Below are 22,079 nucleotides of genomic sequence, written 5' to 3' on the forward strand. Positions count from 1 at the left end.
ATCGGGCTGTTAGGGCTGAAGTCACCAGGTGACGGGAAGTTCGTACACGCCGTAGGCGAGGCGGTCATGCTTGAACGGCACCTCGTCGAATGGAATGGCCAGGCGCATGGTCGGAATACGGCGCAGCAGGGTGTGGAACACGATCTGGAGTTCGGCGCGGGCCAGCTGTTGACCGACGCACTGGTGGCGGCCGTAGCCGAAACCGAGCTGCTGGCCGGCGTCGCGGCTCAGGTCCAGCTTGTCGGGTTCCGAATAGGCCTTCTCGTCCCAGTTGGCCGGGGCCAGGTCGATGATGATGCCCTCGCCGCCGCGGATGGTTTCGCCGCTGATCTCGATGTCCTCGATGGCCACCCGGCGCTGGCCGTTCTGGATGATCGACAGGTAACGCATGAGTTCCTCGACCGCGTTCGCGATCACCTTCGGATCCTCTGCGTCGCGCAGGAAGTCAGCCTGCTCGGGATTCTCCAGCAGCGCAAGCACACCGATGCCGATCACGTTCGCGGTGGTCTCGTGCCCGGCGATCAACAACCCGGTGCCCAGCTGTGCGGCTTCCTTGACGCTGATCTCTCCAGCTTTGACGCGCTCGGCGAGATCGGAGACCGCGTCCTCAGCCGGGTTCTCCATCTTGGCTTCGACAAGGTCGATCAGATACTGATGCAGGCTCATCGCACCCTTCTGCATGGCGTCCGCGGCGGCGTAGCGGGCCAGGCCGGCATTGGCGTGCTCCTGGAAGAACTTGTGGTCTTCGTAAGGGACACCGAGCATTTCGCTGATCACCACGGTGGGAACCGGGAGTGCAAGCTTGGCGACGATGTCGGCGGGCTGCGGGCCGGCAAGGATCTCGTCGATGCACTCGTCGGTGACCTTCTGAATCGCCGGACGCAGGCCTTCAACACGCTTGAACGTGAACGGCTTCGACAACATCCGACGGAACCGGGTGTGCTCCTCGGCGTCGGAGGTGAACACCGAACGCGGCCGCTTGTTGACGGTGGAGAGCATGTGTTCGTTCCAGTGCGGGAAACCCGAGCGCCGGTCGTCCACGCTGACGCGCGAGTCGGCGAACAACGTCCGTGCCTCCTCGTGCCCGGTGATGAGCCACGGGGTACTGCCATCCCAGATCTTTACCCGGGAAAGCCCCTTGGCCTTGCCCATTTCGAGCACCTGCGGCGGCGGGGCGAACGGGCAGGCCGCCGCCCGCTCCATGGGGTACTCGGGGATATCGGTGGTCTGTGATGTGCCGGTCAGGGTTTCGGACATTGGTTTCCTCGGGTCAGTCTTGTATGGCGATGGCAAGGGCTGGGCAGGCCGCCGCGGCGCGACGGGCATTGTCGGATTGGTCGGGCCCGGGGCTGTCGTCGAGTAGCACCACGACGCCGTCTTCGTCACGTTGGTCGAACACCTCGGCGGCGTTCAGCACGCATTGTCCTGACGAAACACACTTGTCTTGATCGACAGTCACTTTCATTTTCGTGCTCCTCACGTGCGCGTCACACGCTCTCCTCTGTGACGGGCGCCCGCCACAACCCGACAATCGCGTCGATCAGGCCGGATGCCGCGCCCGGCCAGGACGACCGCGGCACATTCACCCCCTGGACCAGAGCCCGCTCGCGATCGGCGCAGCTGTGCATCAACAAGTTGCGCGCCATGATGTTGCGTTCCACCCGGATCGCGGCGGGCAGATCCGGCAGGCAGTTGTTCATCCCGTCGATCACCTGAACCAGCGAGGGCGAGCTCAGCGCGTCGCGCACGACGATGTTGTGGTATGCCGGATCGGTCATCACCTGGGCGGCGAACCGCGCATACCACGTCGGATTACCGAGTGCGGCAAGGTGATCGGTCAGGGGTTGCACCAAACATGCGACCCAGTCCCGCAGCTCGGTCGAATTGCCGACACGGTCCACCATCTGCTCGCGCAGGAACTCGATGGGGCCACGGTGTTTGTGCTCGATCGCCCGGACCAGATCGGTCTTGGTGCCGAAGTGGTAGCCGACAGCGGCGTTGTTGCCCTGCCCGGCCGCCTCGCTGACCTGGCGGTTGGACACCGCGAACACGCCGTGTTCGGCATAGAGCCGCTCGGCGGCGGTAAGAATGGCCTCACGGGTGGAGCTGGCGCGTTCGGTGCGCAGGGGTCTGACTGCGGTCACCGTTACAGTCAACGCTGCTCCTGTAATTAAGTCAAGCGATTGATTTAAAGCTGATGCTAGGACTTCTCCTTGCGGACGATGACCTTGCCCGCGACAGTCCCGCCGTCGATCGGCAGGACCGTTCCGGTGACGTAACGCGACCGGTCGCCGGCGAAGTACAGGGCCGCCTCTGCGACGTCTTCGACCGTGCCCTCGCGCTTCAGCGGACGATCCGCGCGCATCTGCGCGCGGATGCCCGCCTCGAACTGCTCCAGCCGCTCGCGATCTTCCCCCACGGCGGATTTCGCGACGATCGCGGTCCGGATGTTGCCTGGGGCGATGGCATTGACGCGGATCTCGTAATGCGCCAGTTCGATGGCCGCGGACTTGGTGAACTGGATGACGGCGGCCTTGGACGCCCGGTACGTCATCACTCCCCCGCCGGCCTGGATTCCGCCGATCGAGGTCAGGTTGAGGATCGAACCGCCGCCGTGCTCGACCATGTGGCGGGCGGCATCTCTGGTCCCGGCCATCACACCGAGCACGTTGACGCCCATGACTTTGTGGAAGTCCGCGAGATCGTCGTCGAGGAACCGCCGGTGCATCGTGCCGGACACCCCGGCGTTGTTCACCATGACGTGTAGTCCGCCGAACCGTTCGACCGCGCCGCTCACCAGCGCGTTGACCTGCTCCGGATCGGACACGTCGGTGGGCAGGAACGCGGCGTTCTCGCCAAGCTCGGCGGCCAGCGCCGCGCCTTGATCCTTGTCGACGTCACCGATCATCACCGCGGCACCCTCGGCGGCGAATCGCCGCACCAGCCCCTCACCGAGGCCCGAGGCGCCGCCGGTGACGACCGCGACCCGGCCAGCTAGTTCGTTAGTCATGATGCCTCTTTCAGGAAGTCCAACAGCAGGCGGTTGACGGCATCCGGCTGCTCGATCTGGGGGCAGTGGCCTGCCGCCGGGATGACGGCGCTGCGCGCCCCGCTGATCTGGCCGGCGATCTCGGCCGCCCAGCCCGACGGCAGCAGTTTGTCACGCTCACCCTCGACGATCAGGGTCGGTACGCCGATGCGGTGGTAATCGCGGCTTGGCGACGGAGCCGCCGGCGTCTCGAGTCCCGGACGGCGGAACCGCGCCGCGGCCAACGCTTCCCACGCCCCCGGCACGATGCTCGACTCGTACCGCCTGCGCACGTACTCGTCGTCGGCGGGATAGGCCGGATCGGCGAACAATGCGGTGACGATGCGCCGCATCCCGTCCAGGGTGGCGTCGTAGTCGTACAGGGCTGCCATGTGCTCGTTGCGCTGGATCTCACCGCCGCCGCAGATCGCCACCAGCGAGCGCACCGGCAGCCGCGGAGCGCTCGAGGTGGTGTCGACGAGCAGATTGATCGCGCCCATCGAATTGCCGATGAAATGCGCTGCGCTGACGTCCAATTCCGCACAGAAGCGGGCGATGTGCCGGATGCGCATCCCTCGGCCGTCATTGAAGTCGATGACCTTGGCGCTCTCGCCGAAGCCCAGCATGTCCGGCGCCAGCACCCGATAGTGCTCCGCGAGTGCCCCAACGGTTTGCTCCCAGCCGAGCTCGGCACTGACACCGAACTCACCGCCGTGCAGCAGCACCACCGGATCCCCCGTACCGGCCTCCAGGTAGCTGGTCGCCAGGCCGTCGACGTCGATGCGGCGGCGCTCGAACGTCACGTGGTGGCCCCGTTGGACCGCGCGAAGGTGAGCAGCTGGTTGGCCAGCATGTCGAGCTGGTCACGCACCGGTCCGCCGGCCAATTCGCCTGATTCAGACCAGATCTGGTCGGCAGAGTTGATCGCCACTCCCAGCGGGGTCGGCCAGGCCCGCAGCGCGTGCCCGATCGAACGCAGCTGCCCCAGCGTCCCCACGGCAGCCTGCCACCCGTATGCGCAGCTGATACAGCCCCACGGGGTGTTGTCGAGGTAGACGCGCGGATCCTCGCGCAGATCTTCGATGTAGTCCAGGGCGTTCTTGACCAAACCCGAGATGGCGCCGTGATAGCCCGGCGATCCGACGACCACCGCATCGGCGTCGCGCAATGCCTTCACGAACTCCAGGGCCGCCGGTGTGCGGTCCAGGGAATGTGGTGCGTACATCGGCAGTTCCAGGTCTGGCCCGGCGAACATCCGGGTCCGGCCGCCCTGGCGCTCAACCGATTCCAGGCAGTACCGCACCGCGCGTTCGGTCGACGAATCGGCGCGCAGTGTCCCGCCCAGGCCGACGACGAACGGGACCTTCTCAGTTGACGTCATGGTTTCCTCATTTGATCGCAATGGGATTCACCGGGGATCCCACCGCTCCGGTCACGCGCAGTGGCGGCGCGATGAGCTGAAATTCGTAGATCCCGTCGGCAGCACAGTCGGCCGCCAGGGCGGTCAGATCCCAATACTCGCCGAGCATCAGACCCATATCCCGCAGACACAGCATGTGCATCGGCAGGAAGGTCCCGTCGACGCCGGACGCCGGGTCGGGATCCTCGACCATGAGATTATCGGCCGCGACCGCGGCAACCTCCAGATCGTGCAGCCACGACGCGCACGTCCAGTCCAAGCCCGAGCCCGGCTCAGTGCCGTCACCCGTGGACAGGAAGCGGGTCCACCATCCGGTGTGCACCACCACGATGTCGCCGCTACCGATCGTGACGCCCTGCGCCTTCGCCACCTCGTCGAGTTCGGCAGGCGTCACAGGGTTCCCGGGTTCCAGGTACATCGACGCACCCCGATGCCGCACGACATCGAGCAGCACACCGCGACTGGTGATGCCCTTGCCGTCCACCTTGTCGATCCCGCAGTGGAACGCGCCGAAGCTGGTGACCGAATCCGCCGGGAACCCGTTGTACAGCTTGTCCTCGTAGTAGACGTGGCTCAACGCGTCCCACTGCGTGGCGGCCTGCAGCGGCATGACGATCATGTCGTCGTTGAACCGGAACGGATTGTCGACGAAGAACTCGCTGACCTGATGGGCCACCGAGTTACGCAGCCACTGCGGACCGTACTGCGCAAGAGTGTCCGCGTCGCCGCCGTCGACGGTCATCACGTGCGTGGGGTTCTGGCGGAACTGGAAGGCGCCCTGCGGCCCGGCCGAGCCGAAGTCACCGCCGAGTGCGAACACCTTGCCCTGCTTGACGAGACTCGCCGCCTCGGTCACCTTGTCCGCAGTGATCAAGTTGAGCGTCCCCAGTTCGTCGGCGTCCCCCCAGCGGCCCCAATTGCGGACGTCGTCGGCGACCCGGCGAAAGTCACTCATACTCGCCACTATCGGGCTCCTTCCAACATTGCCGCCAGGCGTCCGGCGAGAATACCTCCGTCGGCCCAGATCACCTGGCCCGTGATGTAACTGGCCGCCGGGCTGCCGAGGAACGCCAGCACCGCGGCTTGTTCACCGGCCTCGGACTTGCGGCCCAGCGGTGTGGTGAACGAGTCGAGATACTGCTGCCCGTAGGCCGACCGCAATTGGTCGAGAATCGGAGTCTCGGTCACCCCCGGTGCGGTGCAGTTGATCCGGATGCCTTTGGCACCCAGTTCAACGGCCTTGCACGACGCGTAGAGGATCGTCGCCTCCTTGGACAGCCGATAGCCGCCGTCGGCCAGCGCCTCGGGATGTTCGGCACACCACTGCACCCCCTCGGAGAACGACGCGGTGTTGAGCAATCCTGCAGTGGTGGAGATGTTTTCGCGGTACGCCGACGCCGCCAGGGAGGATACCGACGTGATCGACCCGCCAGGCGGAATGCGATCCACCACTGCCTCGGTGAACTGCCGCGTACCGAGGAAGTTGATCCGCACCACCAGTGGCGGGTCACCGATCCCCGACGACACCCCGGCGACGTTGAACACCGCGTCCACCGAACCCTCGACCGCAGCGGCGGCCCGGTCGACGGAAGCCGGGTCCGCCAGGTCGATTTCGATGAACGCGTCGGGCATCTGTTCGGGAGCGCGGACATCCAGGCCCGTCACCCGAGCTCCGAGTTCACGGAGCTGACAGGCGACCTCGGCGCCGATGCCCGACGCGCAGCCGGTGACTACGACGTGCTTGCCGTCGTAGCGCACCAACTTGTCGAGTGCGCTCACGCTCAGCCGGCCTGCTCCCGCGTAGCCTTCTCCTGCTGTGCGGCCTTCACGCGGCCTTCGTTGATCTCGGCCATGGCCTCGGGGATCTCCCCGGCGGTGAACTTGCCACCGCGGCCGGTCGGCAGGCCGCCGAACGCGTAGGTCTCGTCGAACAGCGGTGCGTCCGAGCGCTGCCGGCGAGCCTCGACCTTCTCGATCACCGGCGCAAGGCGTTTGGTCTTGTCCGCCACTGCCTTCGCGTCGCGCTCGATGAACTCCGGCAGGATCTCTTTGCCCATGATCTCAATGGATTCCATGGTGCCCTCGTGGCTGCGCGGGTTGAGCAGCAGGATGATCTCGTCGACGCCGCTCGCCTCGTAGCCACGCAGGAACTCCCGCACGGTGTCGGGTGACCCGATGGCGCCGCGGCCCGGACCGTACGCCAACGTCGGATCGTCCTTGACCGCCTGCTCGTAGCGCTCCCACACCTTGGTACGGCCTGGGGTGTGCATACCGGTCAGGTAGTAGTGCATGATCCCGAACGAGAAGAATCCACCGCCGATGCCGAGTCGCTTGAGCGCCTCTTCGTCGGAGCGGGCCACCATCATCGACAGATCACCGCCGATCGCGAGGACATTGGGGTTGATCGCCGGCGTGACAGGCGCACCCTGTTCTTCGAATTCCTTGTAGTAGCCGTCGACCCGCTCCTTGAGCGCTTCAGGTCCCGTGTAGGCGAAGCTAAGTGCGCCGATGGCCTTCTGGGCTGCCATCTGCACCGACGAAGGGCGGGTACAGGCCACCCAGACCGGCGGGTGCGGCTTCTGCAGCGGCTTGGGGATCACGTTGCGGGCAGGCATCTCGACGTGCTCACCCTTGAACCCGCTGAACGGCTCCTCGACCATGCAGCGAATCGCGACTTCGAGAGCTTCCTCCCACTGTGCCCGCTTGTCGGCCGGGTCGATGTTGAACCCGCCGAGCTCAGCCACCGACGACCCCTCCCCTGTGCCGAACTCCACTCGGCCGTTGGACAAGTGGTCGAGGGTCGCGACTCGCTCGGCGATGCGCGCCGGATGGTTGATCGGCGGCGGCAGATGCATGACACCGAAACCGAGCCGAATGTCCTTGGTGCGCTGGCTCGCCGCAGCCAGGAACATCTCCGGCGCGGTGGAGTGGCAGTACTCCTCCAGGAAGTGATGCTCGGTCAGCCACACCGTCGAGAAGCCGGCCTTGTCCGCAGCCTCGACTTCGTCCAGACCGTGCTGGAAAAGCTGATGTTCGTCATCCTCCGACCACGGCCGGGGAAGCGGGAACTCGTAGAACAGCGAGATCTTCATACATTTCCTCCTAAGAAATCCGGTGCTGCAGTGAGTTGTCGGCGGACTCGTTAACTTGTTGAGTTGCGGCGTGTTTGGCGGCGATATATCCGAACGTCATCGCTGGGCCGATGGTGGCTCCGGCGCCGGCGTAGCTGCGGCCCATCACCGCCGCCGACACGTTGCCCGTCGCGTAGAGACCAGTTATCGGGGTCTCGTCGGCCCGCAGTACCCGGGCAAATTCGTCGGTGCGCAAGCCACCCGAGGTGCCAAGGTCACCGAGGATGATCTGGAACGCGTAGTACGGGGGTTTACCGAGCGGGCGCAGGTTCGGATTGTCAAGGGTCGGATCGCCGTAGTAGTTGTCGTAGGCGCTGTCCCCGCGGTTGAAGTCGTCGTCATGGCCGGCCCGCGCCAGCTGATTGAACCGTTCAGCAGTGGCCCTCAGGTTCTCGGCAGGGACCTCGATCTTGCGAGCGAGTTCCTCCCAGCTGTGCGCCTCCTTGACCACCCCGGACTCCAGCCAGGCTCGAGGCACCTTGCGTCCGGTCGGCACCGGCGCGAACGGAATCTTCGGGATGGGCAGGTGACCGGCCACCACGTACCGGTGGAAGGAGTCGATGTCGGTGATCAGCCAGCACGGGATGTGAGTCACGGCCCCTCCCCCGTCGCTCCGCTCGCCCAGGAAGGACTGCTGGCCTTCAATCATCGCGTGCGCGAAATCCATATACGGCGCAGCCTCGTTGATAAACCGCTTGCCGTCCCCGTTCACCACGAACTGCGACGGCATCATCCGCTCGTTGAGCATGAACTGCAGGCGGCCGTCGGGCCAGCAGATAGCCGGGAACCACCATGCCTCGTCGAGCAGATCGGTCGAACCGCCTGCCTTTTGGCCGGCCCGGATGCCGTCGCCGGTAGCCGCGGGATTGCCGAAACTCCAGTCCTGCTCCAGGACCGGCAGATGCTCTTTGCGCCAAGCCATGTCGTGGTCGAAGCCACCGGAGGCCAGGATGACACCGCGGCGGGACCGGATCCGGAGCGACTTGCCGTCGCGTTCGACGACCGCGCCGAGCACGGCGCCGTCGTCACCGGTGATCAACTCGATCATCGGCGCGTTGAGCCACAGCGGTATGCCGTGCTGCTTCATCGCCAGCCGCATCCGGGCGGCCAGTGACTGACCGATGGCGGCCATCCGGTCGCCGAATACCCGGGCGCGCACCATGCGCCAGATCAGCTTGAGCAGCACCGCCTTACCGCGCCAGTTCTGCCGGATCTGGTAGAAGAGCCGAAGGTCCTTGGGCGCGAACCAGATTCCCTTGGGCGCCAGCGCCAGCGGCGTCAGCAGGTCGCGTTCCTCGTCACCGAGCTTGCGCAGGTCGATGGCGGGGACGTTGATGGTGCTGCCCTGCGCGGAGCCGCCGGGGAGTTCCGGGTAGTAATCGGCATAGCCGGGTTTCCAGACGAACTCGAACCAGTCGCTCGTGCGTTCCAGGAAATCCATCATCTCCGGGGCGGCCTCGACGTACTGGCGCAGCCTGGCGTCGCTGACCGTGCCCTCGGTGATCAGCTTGAGGTACTCGAAGACGCCGTCGGGTGAGGGCACATAACCGGCCCGACGTTGCGCCGGGGCGCCGGGAACCCAGATGCCGCCGCCCGACAGTGCGGTGGAACCGCCGAACTGAGGGGACTTTTCGACGACGAGGGTATCGAGCCCGGCGGCATCGCCGACCAGCGCGGCGGTCATGCCGCCCCCGCCCGACCCGACGACAAGCAGGTCGACGGTCTGGTCGAACGCTTCTGTGGTCATGTGCTTCCTACCGCCGTCCTGATTGCGAAGCCTGCGATCAATTCCGGTGCTGCCCGGTAGAAGTGGTTACCGGTCCGGTACGGACCCTGGGCGGCCAGCGCCGCGAATGCGGCTACCCAGGTCCGGATCTCGTGCGCCGAGTTGCCACCCTCACCGGCGATGAACGAATTCGACCAGCCGTCGAGTTCGCCGAGCCTGCCTTCGTCGAGGATCTCCAGCAAGCTGTGGTCCCAATCCGGGTTCAGCGGACGCAGCGGGCTGTCGCCGTGGGCGAAGTCGTTGGCCGCCTGGCTCACCGCCTCCTGGCGCGCCAACCGCTGTTCGGGCGTCATCGGGACGCCGTGCACGATCCGGTCCAGCGCCGCGGGCGGGGCGGTGGCCAGGGTCGGCACCGGCGGATCATGGGACAGTCCTCCGGATCCCAACACCAACACTCGTACGTCGAGGGTGGCCAGGTACGAGCCGACAGCGGCGCCCAGAGCCCGCGACCGGGCCAGCGGACCCAGCGGCGTGGCGACCGAGTTGATGAAGATCGGCACGATGGGGCGGGCGGTCGCGTCGCCGAACAACTCCTGCAGCGGCTGCACGGTGCCGTGGTCGACGTCCATGCTCGTGGAGATCGCGATGTCGACACCGGATTCCCACACCGCCTGTGCGCATTCTTCTGCGATGTCGGCGTCGACGTCCAGCGGTCCGAGGTGTGTTCCGTAATCACCGACCCCGGACGCGGCGGTGCCGATGCAGAACGGCGGCATCAACCGGTAGAAGAACCCGTTGTAGTGGTCCGGCGAGAACGTGACGACCAACTCCGGGTCGAAATCCGCCACGAACTCCCGGGCGCCGGCCAGCGCCCCGTCGATCTCGTCAAGGAGTTCCTGCGATGGTCCCGGAAGATTCAGCAGTGGGCTGTGGGACATACAGCACAGGGCTACTGACACCGTTTCCTCCTCCCTGAGTCAGATGCAGAACGTCGAACAACGCGGCGCTCAGTTCGGGGGCCCGCTGGGCGATGTCCGCTCCGGCGATGCATCGGTCCGGCCGCAACACCAGAACCGATTCGGCATGCGCGTCGAACCAGGATTTGAGCGCTCCCGTACGGTCACCGACAATCACGACATCAGGGTCATCGTGGCCCGTCCAGTGCAACTGGGTCAACGGTCGGGCGGCAATGAACTTGGCACCCAACGTCTTCCAACGGTCGAAGGCTTCGGCACCGAGCAACGCACGCGGGTTGTTGTTCCAGCACAACACGGCAAAACCCGCGCCGATCACGTCGTCGAGCAACACGTTCGACTGCTCGCGGGTGTCCACCCGGGGCTGGATGAACAGCGTCCCCACCGGTGCGGTCGCCGTAGGCGGTTTCGCATGGTGGACAGCGCCCTGCTCGTAGCGGGGCATGGGTTTGAACCGCATCTCCAGGATGTAGCGCTTGAGCGTGGGCACCACCGAGGCACCGCGGATAACTTTGTCCCGCAATGCCGCAACCCTGCGGTTGGTGGGTGAGATGACGCGGCCGACCAGCGTGGACAGGTCGATCATCGCGCGCGCGTGCTTACGTCGCTCGACGTCGTAGCTGTCCAGCAACTCGGCACCAGCATGGCCGTTGACCACCGCGGCAAGTTTCCAGCCGAGGTTCGCCGCGTCGCGGATACCGCTGTTGTACCCCTGCCCCTGCCACACCGGCATCAGGTGCGCGGCGTCACCGGCCAGCATCATCCGACCCTTGCGGAACGAGCCGGCGATGCGAGAGTGGTGGGTGTAGACCCGGCTGCGGATCACATCCACCTTGTCGGGGTGCGGGACGAACGGCGCGAGCAACCGCGCGACGAACGCGGGATCGGTTGCCTGCTCGTCGGTTTCGTCGGCGTGGATCATGAACTCGAAGCGCCGGATACCGTGTGCGATCGAGATGGAGGCGTACGGCCGTTTGGGGTCGGCCCCCACCTCGCTGTTCGGATGCCCCAGCGGGTCGTTGGCGAGATCGATCACGACCCAGCGGGTGGCCGAGGTGGTGCCGTCGAAGGACACGCCCATCATGTGGCGGGTGGCGCTGCGCCCGCCGTCACAGCCGACGACGTATTGCGCGGTCACCGCCGGTGCGCCACCCTCGAATTCCACGGTGACCCCGTCGGCGTTCTCGGTGGCCGATTCCATCCGCCGGCCCCAGGCCACCTCGACGTGCTCGAACCGGTCCAGCCCGGCGAGCAGTTCGGCGTCGACCATGGGCTGGACGAAACCGTTGCGCTTGGGCCAACCGAACCGCGCGTCAGGCGGCGCCATTTCGGCCAGCAAGCGGCGGTGCCCGTCGTAGAACCGGAGGATCTGGTTGGGCACGGTGTGCGGCAGGATCGCCTCAACGAGGCCGATCGACTGGAAGGTGCGCAGGGATTCGTCGTCGAGTCCGACGCCGCGGGGGTAATCGATGAGGCTGTCGCGTTCCTCCACGATGAGAGTCCGAACCCCCTGGGCGCCAAGGATGTTCGCCAGGGTCAGTCCTACCGGTCCGGCGCCGACGATGACGACATCCGCCTGGTCCATCACGCCCCCAGCAGGAAGTCGAGGTGCAGACGGTTGAACGTCTCGGGGTCCTCGTACTGCGGCCAGTGTCCGCATCCCGGCATCACCTCGAAACGGGCACCCGGAATCATCGAGGCGATCCGTCTGCCCTCGGCGACGTCGGCGGTCGGGTCGTCACTGGTCCACACCACAAGCGTCGGCGCGGTGATCGAGCCGTAGTCCTTCTCCCCCAGCAGATTTCGGGCCCGGATGTCGGGATCCTGCAACGCCATGATGTCGCTCATCGCCGAGACGAACCCGGGCTGGCGGTAGACCCGCTGACGGCTGGCGACAATGTCGTCGTAGTCCTTGCTCTTGTCGGCCATCAGCCATTTGATGCGCGCCTGCACGGTCTCCCAGGTCGGGTTCTCCGCAGCAGCCATCGACAGCGTGACGATGCGCTTCATCACCTCCGGATCGGCCTGCGATCCGCCCGCGGTGTTGAGCACCAGCCGGTCGATCCGGTCGGGATGGTCGACGGCGGCGCGGGCGGCCACCCAGCCGCCCAGGGACTCACCCGAGATGTGGGCTCGCTGCGCACCGATCGCGTCGAGGAAACCCATCAGATGATCGACGTAGTGCGGTACCTCCAGCGGGTGGCCGGGCTTGTCGGTATAGCCGTGTCCGACCATGTCGATCGACCACGTCGAGAAGTGCTCGGCGTGGGATTCGAGGTTGCGTACGTAAGCCTCGGCGTGACCGCCGGAACCGTGTAACAGTACCAGCGCAGGCAGTTTCGGATCACCGGCGTGCAGGTAGCGGGTGCGCACTCCCCCCACGTCAAGGTAGCCCTGCGAGAACGCGACGCCCTGAAGGTCGCTCCAGACGCTCTCGTACTCGGCGGCCGAAACGGAGCGCGCCGGCTCGGCGGCAGTGCTTGTCATGGTCCCCTCTCGCGCGGTAGGGAGAATGATGTTCTCCGTTTATGTAAGCACTTTGCTCATATAGCGCACACGAGCGTGCATTATTATCAGAGCATCACTCTCACGGTTCTATCTGTCAAGGAGGTGCGCGATGCCCGCCAAGGCAACCCAGCCGGAAGCGCAGTCGCAGGCCGAAGCCACACAAACCGGCGCGCCCGGTTCGCAAACGCTCGCGCGCGGCCTGAGCGCACTCGGAGCCATTGCCAGCGCGCCCACCGGGCTGACCGTGCAGCAGGTCGCCGACCACCTCGGGGCCCATCGCACGATCGCCTACCGCCTACTGGCAACCCTGAGCCAATTCCGTTACGTCGCAAAGGGTGAAGACGGCAGATACCGGCCCGCGGCCGCGCTGGCGGTACTCGGCTCGTCCTTCGACAACAACCTGCGCCAGCTCAGCGTGCCGACCCTTCGCACGCTGGCCGACGAACTCGGGACCACAGTGTCGCTTCTGGTCGCCGAGGGGGACCAACAGGTGGCGATCGCGGTGATCGTGCCGTCCCAGGTGTTCTACCAACTGTCGTTCCACGAAGGCAGCCGCCATCCCCTGGACCGCGGCGCGGCCGGGTTGGCGTTGTTGGCGAGCATGCCGCCCCGGCCCGGCGAGCGCGAACTGGTCCGCCAGACCCGCGAACAGGGCTGGGTGATCACCCACGGCGAGGTCGAGCCGAACACCTTCGGCCTGGCGGTGCCGGTACGCAGACGCCCGCCGTCACCGCCCACCTGCATCAATCTCATCTCGCACCGCGAAGACGTCGTACTCGGCGGCAAAGACGCGGTGGTCCGGGCCGCACATGAACTGTCGGCGATCCTGCACTGAAAGGCAATGCGCGCATGACTGATTGGGACGACGAGGTCGATGTCGTGGTACTCGGCAGCGGCGGCGCGGGGCTGACTGCGGCCTTGACGGCTGCCGTCAGCGGCGCATCCGTTGCCGTGTACGAGAAGGCGCCCACCGTAGGTGGGACGACGGCCGTGTCGGGCGGCATCGTCTGGGTTCCGGCCCACGACCGCGCCCAGGCGCCACTGCCGGTCGACGACGCGCTTGCCTACCTGCGCGCCCAGTCGCTGGGCTACATGGACACCGACCTGGTCGAGACGTTCGTGCGCACGGGCCCGGCGATGCTCGACTTCGTCGAGGCACACAGCGAATTGCGGTTCGCCGTCGCCGAGGGCTTCCCGGACTACAAGCCCGAACTCCCGGGCGGGCGGCCCGGCGGTGGCCGGTCGCTGAGCGCGGGTCCGGTTGACCTCGCCAAGCTTGGCGAGTGGCGCGAGCGGATCACGTCGTTCCCTGCGGATTTCAGCAATGTCGGCATCGACGCCGAGACCCGTGCCCGCATCCACGCGACGTTCGACGACCCGAACGCCGACCTGTGCGTTGCGGGCACCGCCCTGATCGCGGGCCTGCTGCGCGGGCTGCTCGACCGCGGCGTCGAGCCGGTCACCGGCGCGCGGGCGGTCGAACTGCTGGGTGACGCGACCGGTATCACCGGTGTGCGAATCAGTGTGGACGGCAGCGATATTCGCGTGCGTGCCCGCGGCGGCGTGGTCCTGGCGACAGGTGGCTTCGAGTGGGACGCCAAACTGGTCGAGGCGTATCTGCGCGGGCCCATGCGCGGTCCGGTGTCTCCGCCGAACAACACCGGCGACGGGCTGCGGATGGCAATGGCACACGGCGCGGATCTGGCGAACATGGGTGAGGCCTGGTGGGTGCCGATCGTGCAGATTCCGGGCGACACCATCGACGGGCACCCGCGCAGTCGCAGCGTACGGCTGGAGCGCACGCGACCGCGCAGCATCATCGTCAACCGGGTAGGCAAGCGGTTCGTCAACGAGGCCGGTGAGTACAACTCGATGGCCGGTCCGTTCCAGTACCTCGATCCCAAGGCCGGATTTGCCAACGACCCGGCCTGGATCGTGTTCGACTCGGTGCACCTGCAGCGCTACGGGTTCCTCGGCGTCGAGCCGGGTCAGCCTGTGCCGGAGTGGTTCTGCGCCTCGGCCGACCTCGCCGAGCTCGGAGCCAAGACCGGAATCGACGCCGACGGGCTTGCCGCCACCCTGCTGCAGTGGAACGACAACGTCGCGGCTGAGGTGGATCCCGAGTTCGGCCGCGGTTCCAGTGCGTACGACGGGTATTGGGGCGATACGACGGCGGCGACCCCGGCCGGACAGACGCTCGGACCGGTCGACTCCGCGCCGTTCTACGCCGTGCCGGTGAAGGTCGGCGCGATGGGCACCAAGGGCGGCCCGCGCACCGACCGCGACGGCCGGGTTCTGCATGTCAGCGGTGCCCCGATCCCGGGCTTGTTCGCCGCGGGCAACGCCATGGCCGGGGTGACCGGCAAGGCCTACGGCGGCGCGGGCGGCACGCTGGGGCCCGCCATGGTGTTCGGTTACCGTGCCGGAGCTGCGGCGGCACAGAACGGCTGAGCCTGCGATGTCTTGCCACGCCGGTTTATATTTACAACACCGTTGCATATTTTATCGACGTGTGGTTAGCATCGCACTGCCCACATCAGGGCGTCATGGCCAAGAGGGACAGCAGGTCGAGGCTGTCGGTGCAAGAAGTTGCACATCACGTCAGAGTGCATCGGACTGTCCAATCGAGAAAGGCACTCCATGACCGAACTGAGGTTCGACGGCCGGACCGCGGTCGTCACGGGCGCGGGCGGTAATCCCAGCCTTGGCCGCTCCCACGCGCTGCTGCTGGCCCAGCGCGGCGCGAACGTCGTCGTCAACGACATCGGTCGTACCGCGGCGCCAGGATATGCCGGGACGGCGTCGGCCGAAGCCGTCGTCGATGAGATTCGCCGCGCGGGCGGAACCGCTGTGGCAGACAACAATTCAATCGCCACAGAAGAGGGCGCCGCAGCGCTGATCGAAACCGCGCTCGAGGCATTCGGCCGGGTCGACGTCCTGGTCAACAACGCCGGTATCTCGATCGCCGCAGCATTCGACGAGATGACCTCACACGACATCCGACAGCACATCGACATCAATCTGATGGGCACGATATGGACGTGTCGCGCCGCCTGGCCGCATATGAAAGCCAACGGGTACGGACGTATCGTCAACACCGGCTCGGGCGCGTTCGCCGGCGCGCCACTCCTCGTTGCCTACAGCGCCAGCAAGGGCGGTGTCTTTTCGTTCACGCGTGCGCTCGCCGGTGAAGGCGCCGCACACGGCATAAAGGTCAACAACCTCAATCCCGGTGCGTTCACCCGCATGGTCGCCGCCCAGCAGGACGAGAGCTCGCCCATGTACCAGCTGGCACAAACAAGCCTCCCGCCGGAGCTGGTGGCCCCGGTCGCGGCGGCACTGGCGCATGAGAGCTGTCCGGTCAACGGCGACACCATCAATGGCGTCGGTGGGCTCGTGAACCGGGTCTACCTTGCCGAGACCGGGGGCTTCACCGAAAACCCGCTGACCATCGAGACGGTCGCCGAACACTGGGACGAAGTGGTCGCCGGGACTCCCGACAGCGCCGTACCGATCGCGGCACACGATCCTCGCGAATGGAACGTCAAAGAGTACGTCGCCAGCGAGCGCGGTTAGGTGAAACACCTTCCACCTCAGCCGATTCCGACACTTCATTGGCCGACGCACCGGGATGTCTGCCACTGCGAGCTATAATTACAACAGTGTTGCATATCGGGCTCGATGTGGTTAGCATCACAATGTCGCAGCCGCACAATCTGCAGCAGAGGTCCAGTTCGGCATGCGCCGTCAAGGACCGCCAAGCCCCATGTCCTGCAAACATATTCGACGGAGAGGCCGACATGCTCGACGAACGCCTGACATTTGAGAACCCGCTGACCGCCGAAGCCGGCATGATCGTCGATCGGACAAGCCAGCCCCGGGAAGCCGCGAAGCTGCCACAGGATCTCGTCCTGGTGTCGGCCGACAACCACATCGAACTCACCGAGGACATTTTCTACGAGCGGTTCCCGGCGGACCGCCGCGAAGCCGCGCCCCGGGTGTGGTTCGACCGCTATTGGCGCGTCGGATTCAAAGACGCGATGCAGGCTTATCCGGAAAGCGCCGACGTCGACACCGCACTAGCCCGCTCGGTACTCAACGACGGGTTCGAGTTCGGTGTGCGCAACCGCCATCTCGATGCCGAGGGCATCGACAAGGAGATCGTCTATCCACAGAGCCTGCTGGCCTTCATCCGCTATCCGGACCAAGAGATGCAAGAGCTCATGTACCGGACCTACAACGAGTACATCGCTGAGCTCGACAAGAAGAATCCCGGCCGCTTCTACGGCGTCGGCATCTGCAGCAACTGGTGGGACCCGGACCACGCGGAACAGGCAATTCAACAGATCGTCGACCTCGGCCTCAAGAGCTTCATGCTTCCGTTCAGCCCAGGCAAGAACGCCCAAGGCGAGGCCATCGACTACGACAGCCCGGAGATGGACCGCTTCTGGGCCTGCGTTGCCGAGGCCAACCTGCCGGTCAACTTCCACATCGGAGAAGTACCGTCCTCGGGTGGCCGAGGGGGCTTCGGAACGTTCTTCCTGATGCAGGCCGCGCCCTTCCGCCGCTCCTTTGGCGCCCTGATCTTCGGTGGCATCTTCGACCGCCACCCCAACCTGCAGGTCGTGTTCGCCGAGGGTGGCATCAACTGGATTGCCGGTGCGCTCCAGGACGCCGAGCTCACCTATGGCGCACATCGAGAGCTCTTCGACTGGCCCATGAAGCACCGCCCAACCCACTACTGGCAGAACAATATGTTCGCGACCTTCCAGACCGACACAATCGGCTTGAAATTGCTGGACTATCTGGGCGCTGACCGCGTGATGTGGGCACAGGACTACCCACACAGCGAGGGCACATTCGGATACTCCGCGAGCGCGATCAACGACGTCGTCGCTGCAACGTCACCCGAAAACGCCCGAAAGATCCTCAGCGAGAACGCGATCAATCTCTACAAGCTCACCTGAGTGGCGGGGGTCAGCCCTGATGCGGTTCCAAACCGCGTCAGGGCTGATCCCCGAGATCACCAGCCGGCAGCTTGACCGCCGTCGACGAAATGGTCGCCGCCGGTGATGAACGAGGCCGCGTCAGAGGCGAGAAACGCCACCATGTTCGAGACCTCTCGTGGCTCCGCGCAGCGATCCATCGCCGCGGCACTGCCTACTATTTTGCGCACTTCCTCCATGCCGGAATTGAGCATCATCGGAGTGGCCACCGGTCCCGGCATCACGCAGTTGACCCGGATTCCCTTCTTCGCATACTCGACTGCGGCCGCCCGGGTAAGGCCGCGCACCGCGAACTTGGCGGCGGTGTAGGCAGCGTTCGGAACGTGCCGGACATGTGCGAATCCTGCCACGGAGGCGATGTTGACAATCGACCCGCCACCGGCGTCGATCATGCCCGGAATCACCGTTCGCATGCCGTAGAACACCCCGTGTTGATCGACTGCGATCGTCTTCAGGTAGTCGCCTACGGTCAGGTCGGCGGTGTGGACGAGTGGCCCGGGAACGCCGGCATTGTTCACGAGGACTGTCACTGGCCCCCACTTTGCCGTGACCCGGTCGACCACATCAATCCATTGCTCCGGCTCTGTCACGTCCAGATCGAAAAACTCTGCTTCTGCGCCAAGCTCTTTGGCGACAGACTGCCCTTCCTCGCTCAACACATCGGTAACTGCGACTTTCGCGCCGAGTTCGACGAACGTCCGGGCGTGCTCGGCGCCCATGCCCTGGGCGCCTCCGGTGATGATCGCGACTTTGCCTGCCAGTGTCAGCACTAGCTGCTCCTTAGTTCGGTGGGATCGAGTCCTGCAAGGTATTAAAGAGCCAAACGGTCAGCACACCAAGCGGTTCCGCACCGCGGTCAGACCATCCCGGTAGGTGGCGGCGACCGACTCCGCGATAAGACCGCCGTGCGCCGGCTCGGCGGCGTCGAACTGCCCGGTCCACTCCATCCGTGCACCGCCACCGTCAATACCGAGCACATTGATACGCGATTGATAGTCGACCATTCCGAACTCGCTGCCCCGTACTGCGTAGATGTAGTAACGCAGCCGATCGCAGTGTTCGACAATCTGCTCGGCGACCTCTCCCCCATCGGCCAGCGTGCAGTAACGCACGCCGTCGACGAGCGGCGAGGTAGCAACGCCCGGGTGCCAAACGCAGATGGCCGCCGGATCACCTACCAGGGACCAGACCGCCTCCGGTGTCGACGCGATATCGATGTTCTCGGTAACACTGAACACATGAACCTCCCAGGGGTATTGGCTAGATGCTGTCGATGTGTTTGAGTGCGGTGACACCACACCAGAATGACTCGTTTGGTTCGACCGCTGGATCCAGGCACCCGACCGCGGCAAGTGCGTGCTTCTTGAACACCCGCGCCGCAGACGTGGACTCATAGTTCACCGGAAGCAGGCTCGCACTCAAGTCGGCCGGACACACACATCCCCATACGGTCAGCTCGGTCGCGCCGCCGTCCGCAATGCGGCGGATGAGTTCGCGCATCCGAGGATCGCTCGAGTAGTAGTGACCCCCGATAGAGATGGCACGCGGCGCAATTGCAGGACCATCCGCGGACGATACGGATTCCAGTTCCGCCGCACCAACACCGAGAATGCGTAACGGGCGCACATCGGAACCTTCGTTGACAAGCGCGGTGACGTCCCAGCCGGCCATCGCCCGATCGAAGAGCCAGCCACCGGCAACGGTCACGAGCTCGGCGACGTCGGGCGCGACAACCATCAGTCGATAGCGCTCTAGACTCTCCTCTGCCCCAACAACTTCCGCACCGCCAGATCCTCGGGGCATATCTCCAACACGGATTTCTGCGGACCGGGCAGCGCTCCCGTCCCCTTCAGTTGAGCTGCTTTGACTTCGCACGCGTCAGTCGGCGATCTGGAGTGCCTGGCGAGGCCACAGGCGAATCGCTCTACGCATCAGAGGTTCTCCCGCTCGGCGTGCCGAGCAGGGGCAATCCACCATGCCGTCTCAGGCCTTGTTCGGCGGCCAGTAGTATTCCCGCCAAGCCACGACCTTGCCGTCCCGGACCTGATAGGCACCCATGACCGGCCAGGACAACGGCTTACCTTCGATAATCCAGTGATCGAAGCGCTCCATCAAAACAACGTCACCGTCGGCAGCCAGATAGCGAATCTTGAGGTCTACGACCGTTCCACGACCGAAGAACCCTTTCATCAAGTCGTAGATCGCCTCGCGCCCAGATACTTTCGGCCAGTCAGGACCGATGTCGAAAGTGGCGTCGTCGGCGAAATGACTCATCACCTCGTCGACGTCGTTGGTAGCCCACGCAGCAATCTCCGCGCGTAAAACGTCCTCAGGGGCCATCGCGGCACTCTGCCTTTCTATTCGTTGGGAGGCGCTACCGCAGGAATACAGGCATGGATTCCCAGCCGCGCACCGCCGAGGTTGACGTCAGCTTGGCTTGGGCGAGATCAACGTCCCACTCGGGGAAGCGTTTCAAGATCTCCTCCAGCGCGACCCTTCCCTCGAGGCGCGCCAACGCCGAACCGAGGCAATAGTGCACACCGCGACCGAATCCCAGGTGCTGAGGGGAACGGCGATGGATGTCGAAAACATCACCGTTCGGCGGGAAGTGGCGGTGATCGCGGTTGGCAGCAGCGAGCATCAACAGCATGACACTCCCCGCCGGCACTGTCTGTCCGTAATAGTCGACATCCCGAGTGACATACCTGGCCATGTTCGGGCCCGACGGCTCGAAACGCACAAGCTCTTCAATCGCCTTGGGTATCAATGAGTGGTCTTCGGCGAGCTGACGGCGCTGCTCCGGATACTCGGCCAGAACCTTGCCCGTCCAACCGATCAGTCGATTAGTCGTTTCATTTCCTGCGCCGACGACCAAACTCGCGTAGGCACGAAGTTCATCGCCCCTCAGTCGTCGAGTGGTGCCGGACTCGTCGACGAACTCGACACTGGCCAGCTCAGAGATGATGTCGTCCGACGGATGTTCAACTCGCCACTCGACGTACTCGGCAAAGAGCTCACCCGCGTCAATCGTCTCGGGGGCGACCTCCATGGGTTTACCGGCCTCGGTACGCAGGTTGTCGTCCCAGCGTTTGCGAACCGCTTCGAGGTGCTCGTCGGGCATGCCCAACAACATGCCGATCACGCGCATCGGCATCCGAGCGCCCAGGTCGGCGACAAAGTCGAACCGGTCGCTACCGACGAAAGGATCCAAACACTCAGCACAGAATTCGCGAATCTTGGGTTCCAGTGCGCTGATCTTGCGCGGGGTGAACATCCGGGACAGCAGCTTACGGTGGATGTCGTGGATCGGTGGATCCTCGAAAATGATAAAGCCCGGCGGGATGTCAATATTGGCCTTGACGGTTTCCAACACGTCACCCCGGGCCGAGCTGAAGGTTTCGATGTCGACAGACGCACTATCGACATCCGAGAAGCGGCTCAGCGCGTAGAAATCGTACTCGCTGTTGTAATAGAGCGGCGCTTCCTCACGCAGCCGGGTATACGTCTCATACGGACTGAGATTCAGCTCAACGTCGTAAGGGTCATAACAGACATCGCTGACACTTTCCACTGTCACAGGATTCCGCCTCTCAGAACAGCTTTCACTCCGATGCAGCAGTGTTGCTCATCGTGGATCTTCACATCACTCATCGCCAACAGACCGTCCGCAGCTTCATATCTGTCATGGTTGCCCCTTTGCGCTCAAACGTATTGCCGGAGCTCGATGAACGTCTTCATGGTTTCCTCGTCTTCAAGCTGGATACCGAGTGACCTCGTGAGCATTGCCATCGTGGTGTAGGAGCCGACCAGTCCGACGATCTCCATCAGTTCGGTCGCAGAGTAGTGCTCAGCCAACGCCACCCACGTTTGGTCACTGACCGTGAAGTCCTTGACGAGTTCTTCTGCGGTGCGCGAAAGCAACTGATGAAGCGGAGACAAGCCGACCCCCGTACGGGCCGCCGTGATCTCATCGTCGGACAATCCTGCGGCATGCGAGATCAGCACGTGGTGGGCCGCTTCGTAAACCTCGCCGGTGAGGGCGCAAGTCCGCAAGATCAGGACTTGCCGGTCGTGCGGCGGCAGTTCCGATTGAGCGACCGTTTTGGTGATCAACGGGAGGATGACGTCGAACAGGCTGGGGCTGCGCATCATGACGCGGTTGAAACGCAAGGCGTCCCAGCCGTGCATCTGCGATCTTTGCTCATCGGTGAGGGCGTCCGACTCGATCGGCGCGATGCGTGGGAACGACGGCGCGGGGCTCGGGGACATGGCTCTCCTTGAAACAG

23 protein-coding genes are annotated in these 22,079 nt (G+C 64.9%); 4 read left to right on the plus strand and 19 right to left on the minus strand.

Annotated features, from left to right (window positions below; all coding sequences use genetic code 11):
* Positions 1-21 precede the first annotated feature (21 nt).
* Genes ABQF30_RS26690 through ABQF30_RS26750 form a run of 13 tightly spaced genes read right to left on the minus strand, consistent with a single transcriptional unit; the run spans position 22 to position 12,766 of the window.
* Positions 22-1,257: a cytochrome P450 gene (locus tag ABQF30_RS26690; RefSeq protein ID WP_448469508.1), complete on the minus strand. Its 1,236-nt coding sequence runs from the start codon at positions 1,255-1,257 to the stop codon at positions 22-24.
* A 13-nt stretch (positions 1,258-1,270) separates the two neighbouring features.
* The gene (locus tag ABQF30_RS26695) at positions 1,271-1,465 is read right to left on the minus strand and encodes a ferredoxin (RefSeq protein ID WP_448469510.1); all 195 of its coding nucleotides are present in this window, start codon (positions 1,463-1,465) and stop codon (positions 1,271-1,273) included.
* 22 nt (positions 1,466-1,487) lie between these two features.
* Positions 1,488-2,144, minus strand: a complete 657-nt coding sequence (locus ABQF30_RS26700) for a TetR/AcrR family transcriptional regulator (RefSeq protein WP_448469512.1) — start codon at positions 2,142-2,144, stop codon at positions 1,488-1,490.
* Between the two features lie 56 nt (positions 2,145-2,200).
* Positions 2,201-3,010, minus strand: a complete 810-nt coding sequence (locus ABQF30_RS26705) for an SDR family NAD(P)-dependent oxidoreductase (RefSeq protein WP_448469514.1) — start codon at positions 3,008-3,010, stop codon at positions 2,201-2,203.
* Positions 3,007-3,831 (minus strand): alpha/beta fold hydrolase, encoded by an 825-nt coding sequence (locus ABQF30_RS26710; protein ID WP_448469516.1) that lies wholly within the window; start codon positions 3,829-3,831, stop codon positions 3,007-3,009. The genes ABQF30_RS26705 and ABQF30_RS26710 overlap by 4 nt, the downstream gene beginning before the upstream one ends.
* Positions 3,828-4,409 carry an NADPH-dependent FMN reductase gene (locus tag ABQF30_RS26715; RefSeq protein WP_448469518.1) on the minus strand — a complete coding sequence of 194 codons (582 nt, stop codon included), beginning with the start codon at positions 4,407-4,409 and terminating at the stop codon, positions 3,828-3,830. The genes ABQF30_RS26710 and ABQF30_RS26715 overlap by 4 nt, the downstream gene beginning before the upstream one ends.
* Positions 4,410-4,416: 7 nt before the next feature.
* A complete protein-coding gene (locus ABQF30_RS26720) occupies positions 4,417-5,403 on the minus strand; it encodes a cyclase family protein (RefSeq protein WP_448469520.1) in 987 nt (328 codons plus the stop codon).
* A gap of 8 nt (positions 5,404-5,411) precedes the next feature.
* Entirely contained in the window at positions 5,412-6,227 is an 816-nt protein-coding gene (locus ABQF30_RS26725; protein WP_448469522.1) for a coniferyl-alcohol dehydrogenase, read from the minus strand.
* Positions 6,228-6,229: 2 nt separating this feature from the next.
* A complete protein-coding gene (locus tag ABQF30_RS26730) occupies positions 6,230-7,540 on the minus strand; it encodes an LLM class flavin-dependent oxidoreductase (protein WP_448469524.1) in 1,311 nt (436 codons plus the stop codon).
* Positions 7,541-7,550: 10 nt separating this feature from the next.
* Positions 7,551-9,326: an FAD-binding protein gene (locus ABQF30_RS26735; RefSeq protein ID WP_448469526.1), complete on the minus strand. Its 1,776-nt coding sequence runs from the start codon at positions 9,324-9,326 to the stop codon at positions 7,551-7,553.
* Complete coding sequence (locus tag ABQF30_RS26740; protein WP_448469528.1) at positions 9,323-10,243, minus strand: 3-carboxyethylcatechol 2,3-dioxygenase; 921 nt, start codon at positions 10,241-10,243, stop codon at positions 9,323-9,325. Before ABQF30_RS26740 ends, ABQF30_RS26735 begins: the two co-directional genes overlap by 4 nt.
* Positions 10,191-11,864: a bifunctional 3-(3-hydroxy-phenyl)propionate/3-hydroxycinnamic acid hydroxylase gene (locus tag ABQF30_RS26745; RefSeq protein ID WP_448469530.1), complete on the minus strand. Its 1,674-nt coding sequence runs from the start codon at positions 11,862-11,864 to the stop codon at positions 10,191-10,193. The genes ABQF30_RS26740 and ABQF30_RS26745 overlap by 53 nt, the downstream gene beginning before the upstream one ends.
* Positions 11,864-12,766, minus strand: coding sequence for an alpha/beta fold hydrolase (locus tag ABQF30_RS26750; RefSeq protein WP_448469531.1), 903 nt, complete (start codon positions 12,764-12,766; stop codon positions 11,864-11,866). The genes ABQF30_RS26745 and ABQF30_RS26750 overlap by 1 nt, the downstream gene beginning before the upstream one ends.
* Positions 12,767-12,896: 130 nt before the next feature.
* Here ABQF30_RS26750 and ABQF30_RS26755 point away from each other — a divergent pair, with 130 nt between their 5' ends.
* The 4 genes from ABQF30_RS26755 to ABQF30_RS26770 all read left to right on the plus strand — a co-directional run bounded on the left by ABQF30_RS26755 (position 12,897) and on the right by ABQF30_RS26770 (position 17,754).
* A complete protein-coding gene (locus tag ABQF30_RS26755; RefSeq protein ID WP_448469533.1) occupies positions 12,897-13,622 on the plus strand; it encodes an IclR family transcriptional regulator in 726 nt (241 codons plus the stop codon).
* A 14-nt stretch (positions 13,623-13,636) separates the two neighbouring features.
* The gene (locus ABQF30_RS26760) at positions 13,637-15,238 is read left to right on the plus strand and encodes an FAD-dependent oxidoreductase (RefSeq protein WP_448469535.1); all 1,602 of its coding nucleotides are present in this window, start codon (positions 13,637-13,639) and stop codon (positions 15,236-15,238) included.
* Between the two features lie 189 nt (positions 15,239-15,427).
* Complete coding sequence (locus ABQF30_RS26765; protein WP_448469537.1) at positions 15,428-16,363, plus strand: SDR family NAD(P)-dependent oxidoreductase; 936 nt, start codon at positions 15,428-15,430, stop codon at positions 16,361-16,363.
* Positions 16,364-16,587: 224 nt separating this feature from the next.
* The gene (locus tag ABQF30_RS26770) at positions 16,588-17,754 is read left to right on the plus strand and encodes an amidohydrolase family protein (protein WP_448469539.1); all 1,167 of its coding nucleotides are present in this window, start codon (positions 16,588-16,590) and stop codon (positions 17,752-17,754) included.
* 56 nt (positions 17,755-17,810) lie between these two features.
* Here the strand turns inward: ABQF30_RS26770 and ABQF30_RS26775 are convergent, their stop codons facing one another.
* The 6 genes from ABQF30_RS26775 to ABQF30_RS26800 form a co-directional block, all read right to left on the minus strand.
* Positions 17,811-18,563, minus strand: coding sequence for an SDR family oxidoreductase (locus tag ABQF30_RS26775; RefSeq protein ID WP_448469541.1), 753 nt, complete (start codon positions 18,561-18,563; stop codon positions 17,811-17,813).
* Positions 18,564-18,620: 57 nt separating this feature from the next.
* The gene (locus ABQF30_RS26780; protein ID WP_448469543.1) at positions 18,621-19,031 is read right to left on the minus strand and encodes an SRPBCC family protein; all 411 of its coding nucleotides are present in this window, start codon (positions 19,029-19,031) and stop codon (positions 18,621-18,623) included.
* A gap of 22 nt (positions 19,032-19,053) precedes the next feature.
* Positions 19,054-19,530, minus strand: coding sequence for a hypothetical protein (locus ABQF30_RS26785; protein WP_448469545.1), 477 nt, complete (start codon positions 19,528-19,530; stop codon positions 19,054-19,056).
* A gap of 246 nt (positions 19,531-19,776) precedes the next feature.
* Positions 19,777-20,133 (minus strand): limonene-1,2-epoxide hydrolase family protein, encoded by a 357-nt coding sequence (locus tag ABQF30_RS26790; RefSeq protein WP_448469546.1) that lies wholly within the window; start codon positions 20,131-20,133, stop codon positions 19,777-19,779.
* A 34-nt stretch (positions 20,134-20,167) separates the two neighbouring features.
* A complete protein-coding gene (locus ABQF30_RS26795; protein ID WP_448469548.1) occupies positions 20,168-21,370 on the minus strand; it encodes a cytochrome P450 in 1,203 nt (400 codons plus the stop codon).
* A 125-nt stretch (positions 21,371-21,495) separates the two neighbouring features.
* Positions 21,496-22,062, minus strand: a complete 567-nt coding sequence (locus tag ABQF30_RS26800; RefSeq protein ID WP_448469550.1) for a carboxymuconolactone decarboxylase family protein — start codon at positions 22,060-22,062, stop codon at positions 21,496-21,498.
* Positions 22,063-22,079: the final 17 nt, after the last annotated feature.

This window comes from Mycolicibacterium sp. XJ870, assembly GCF_053483975.1.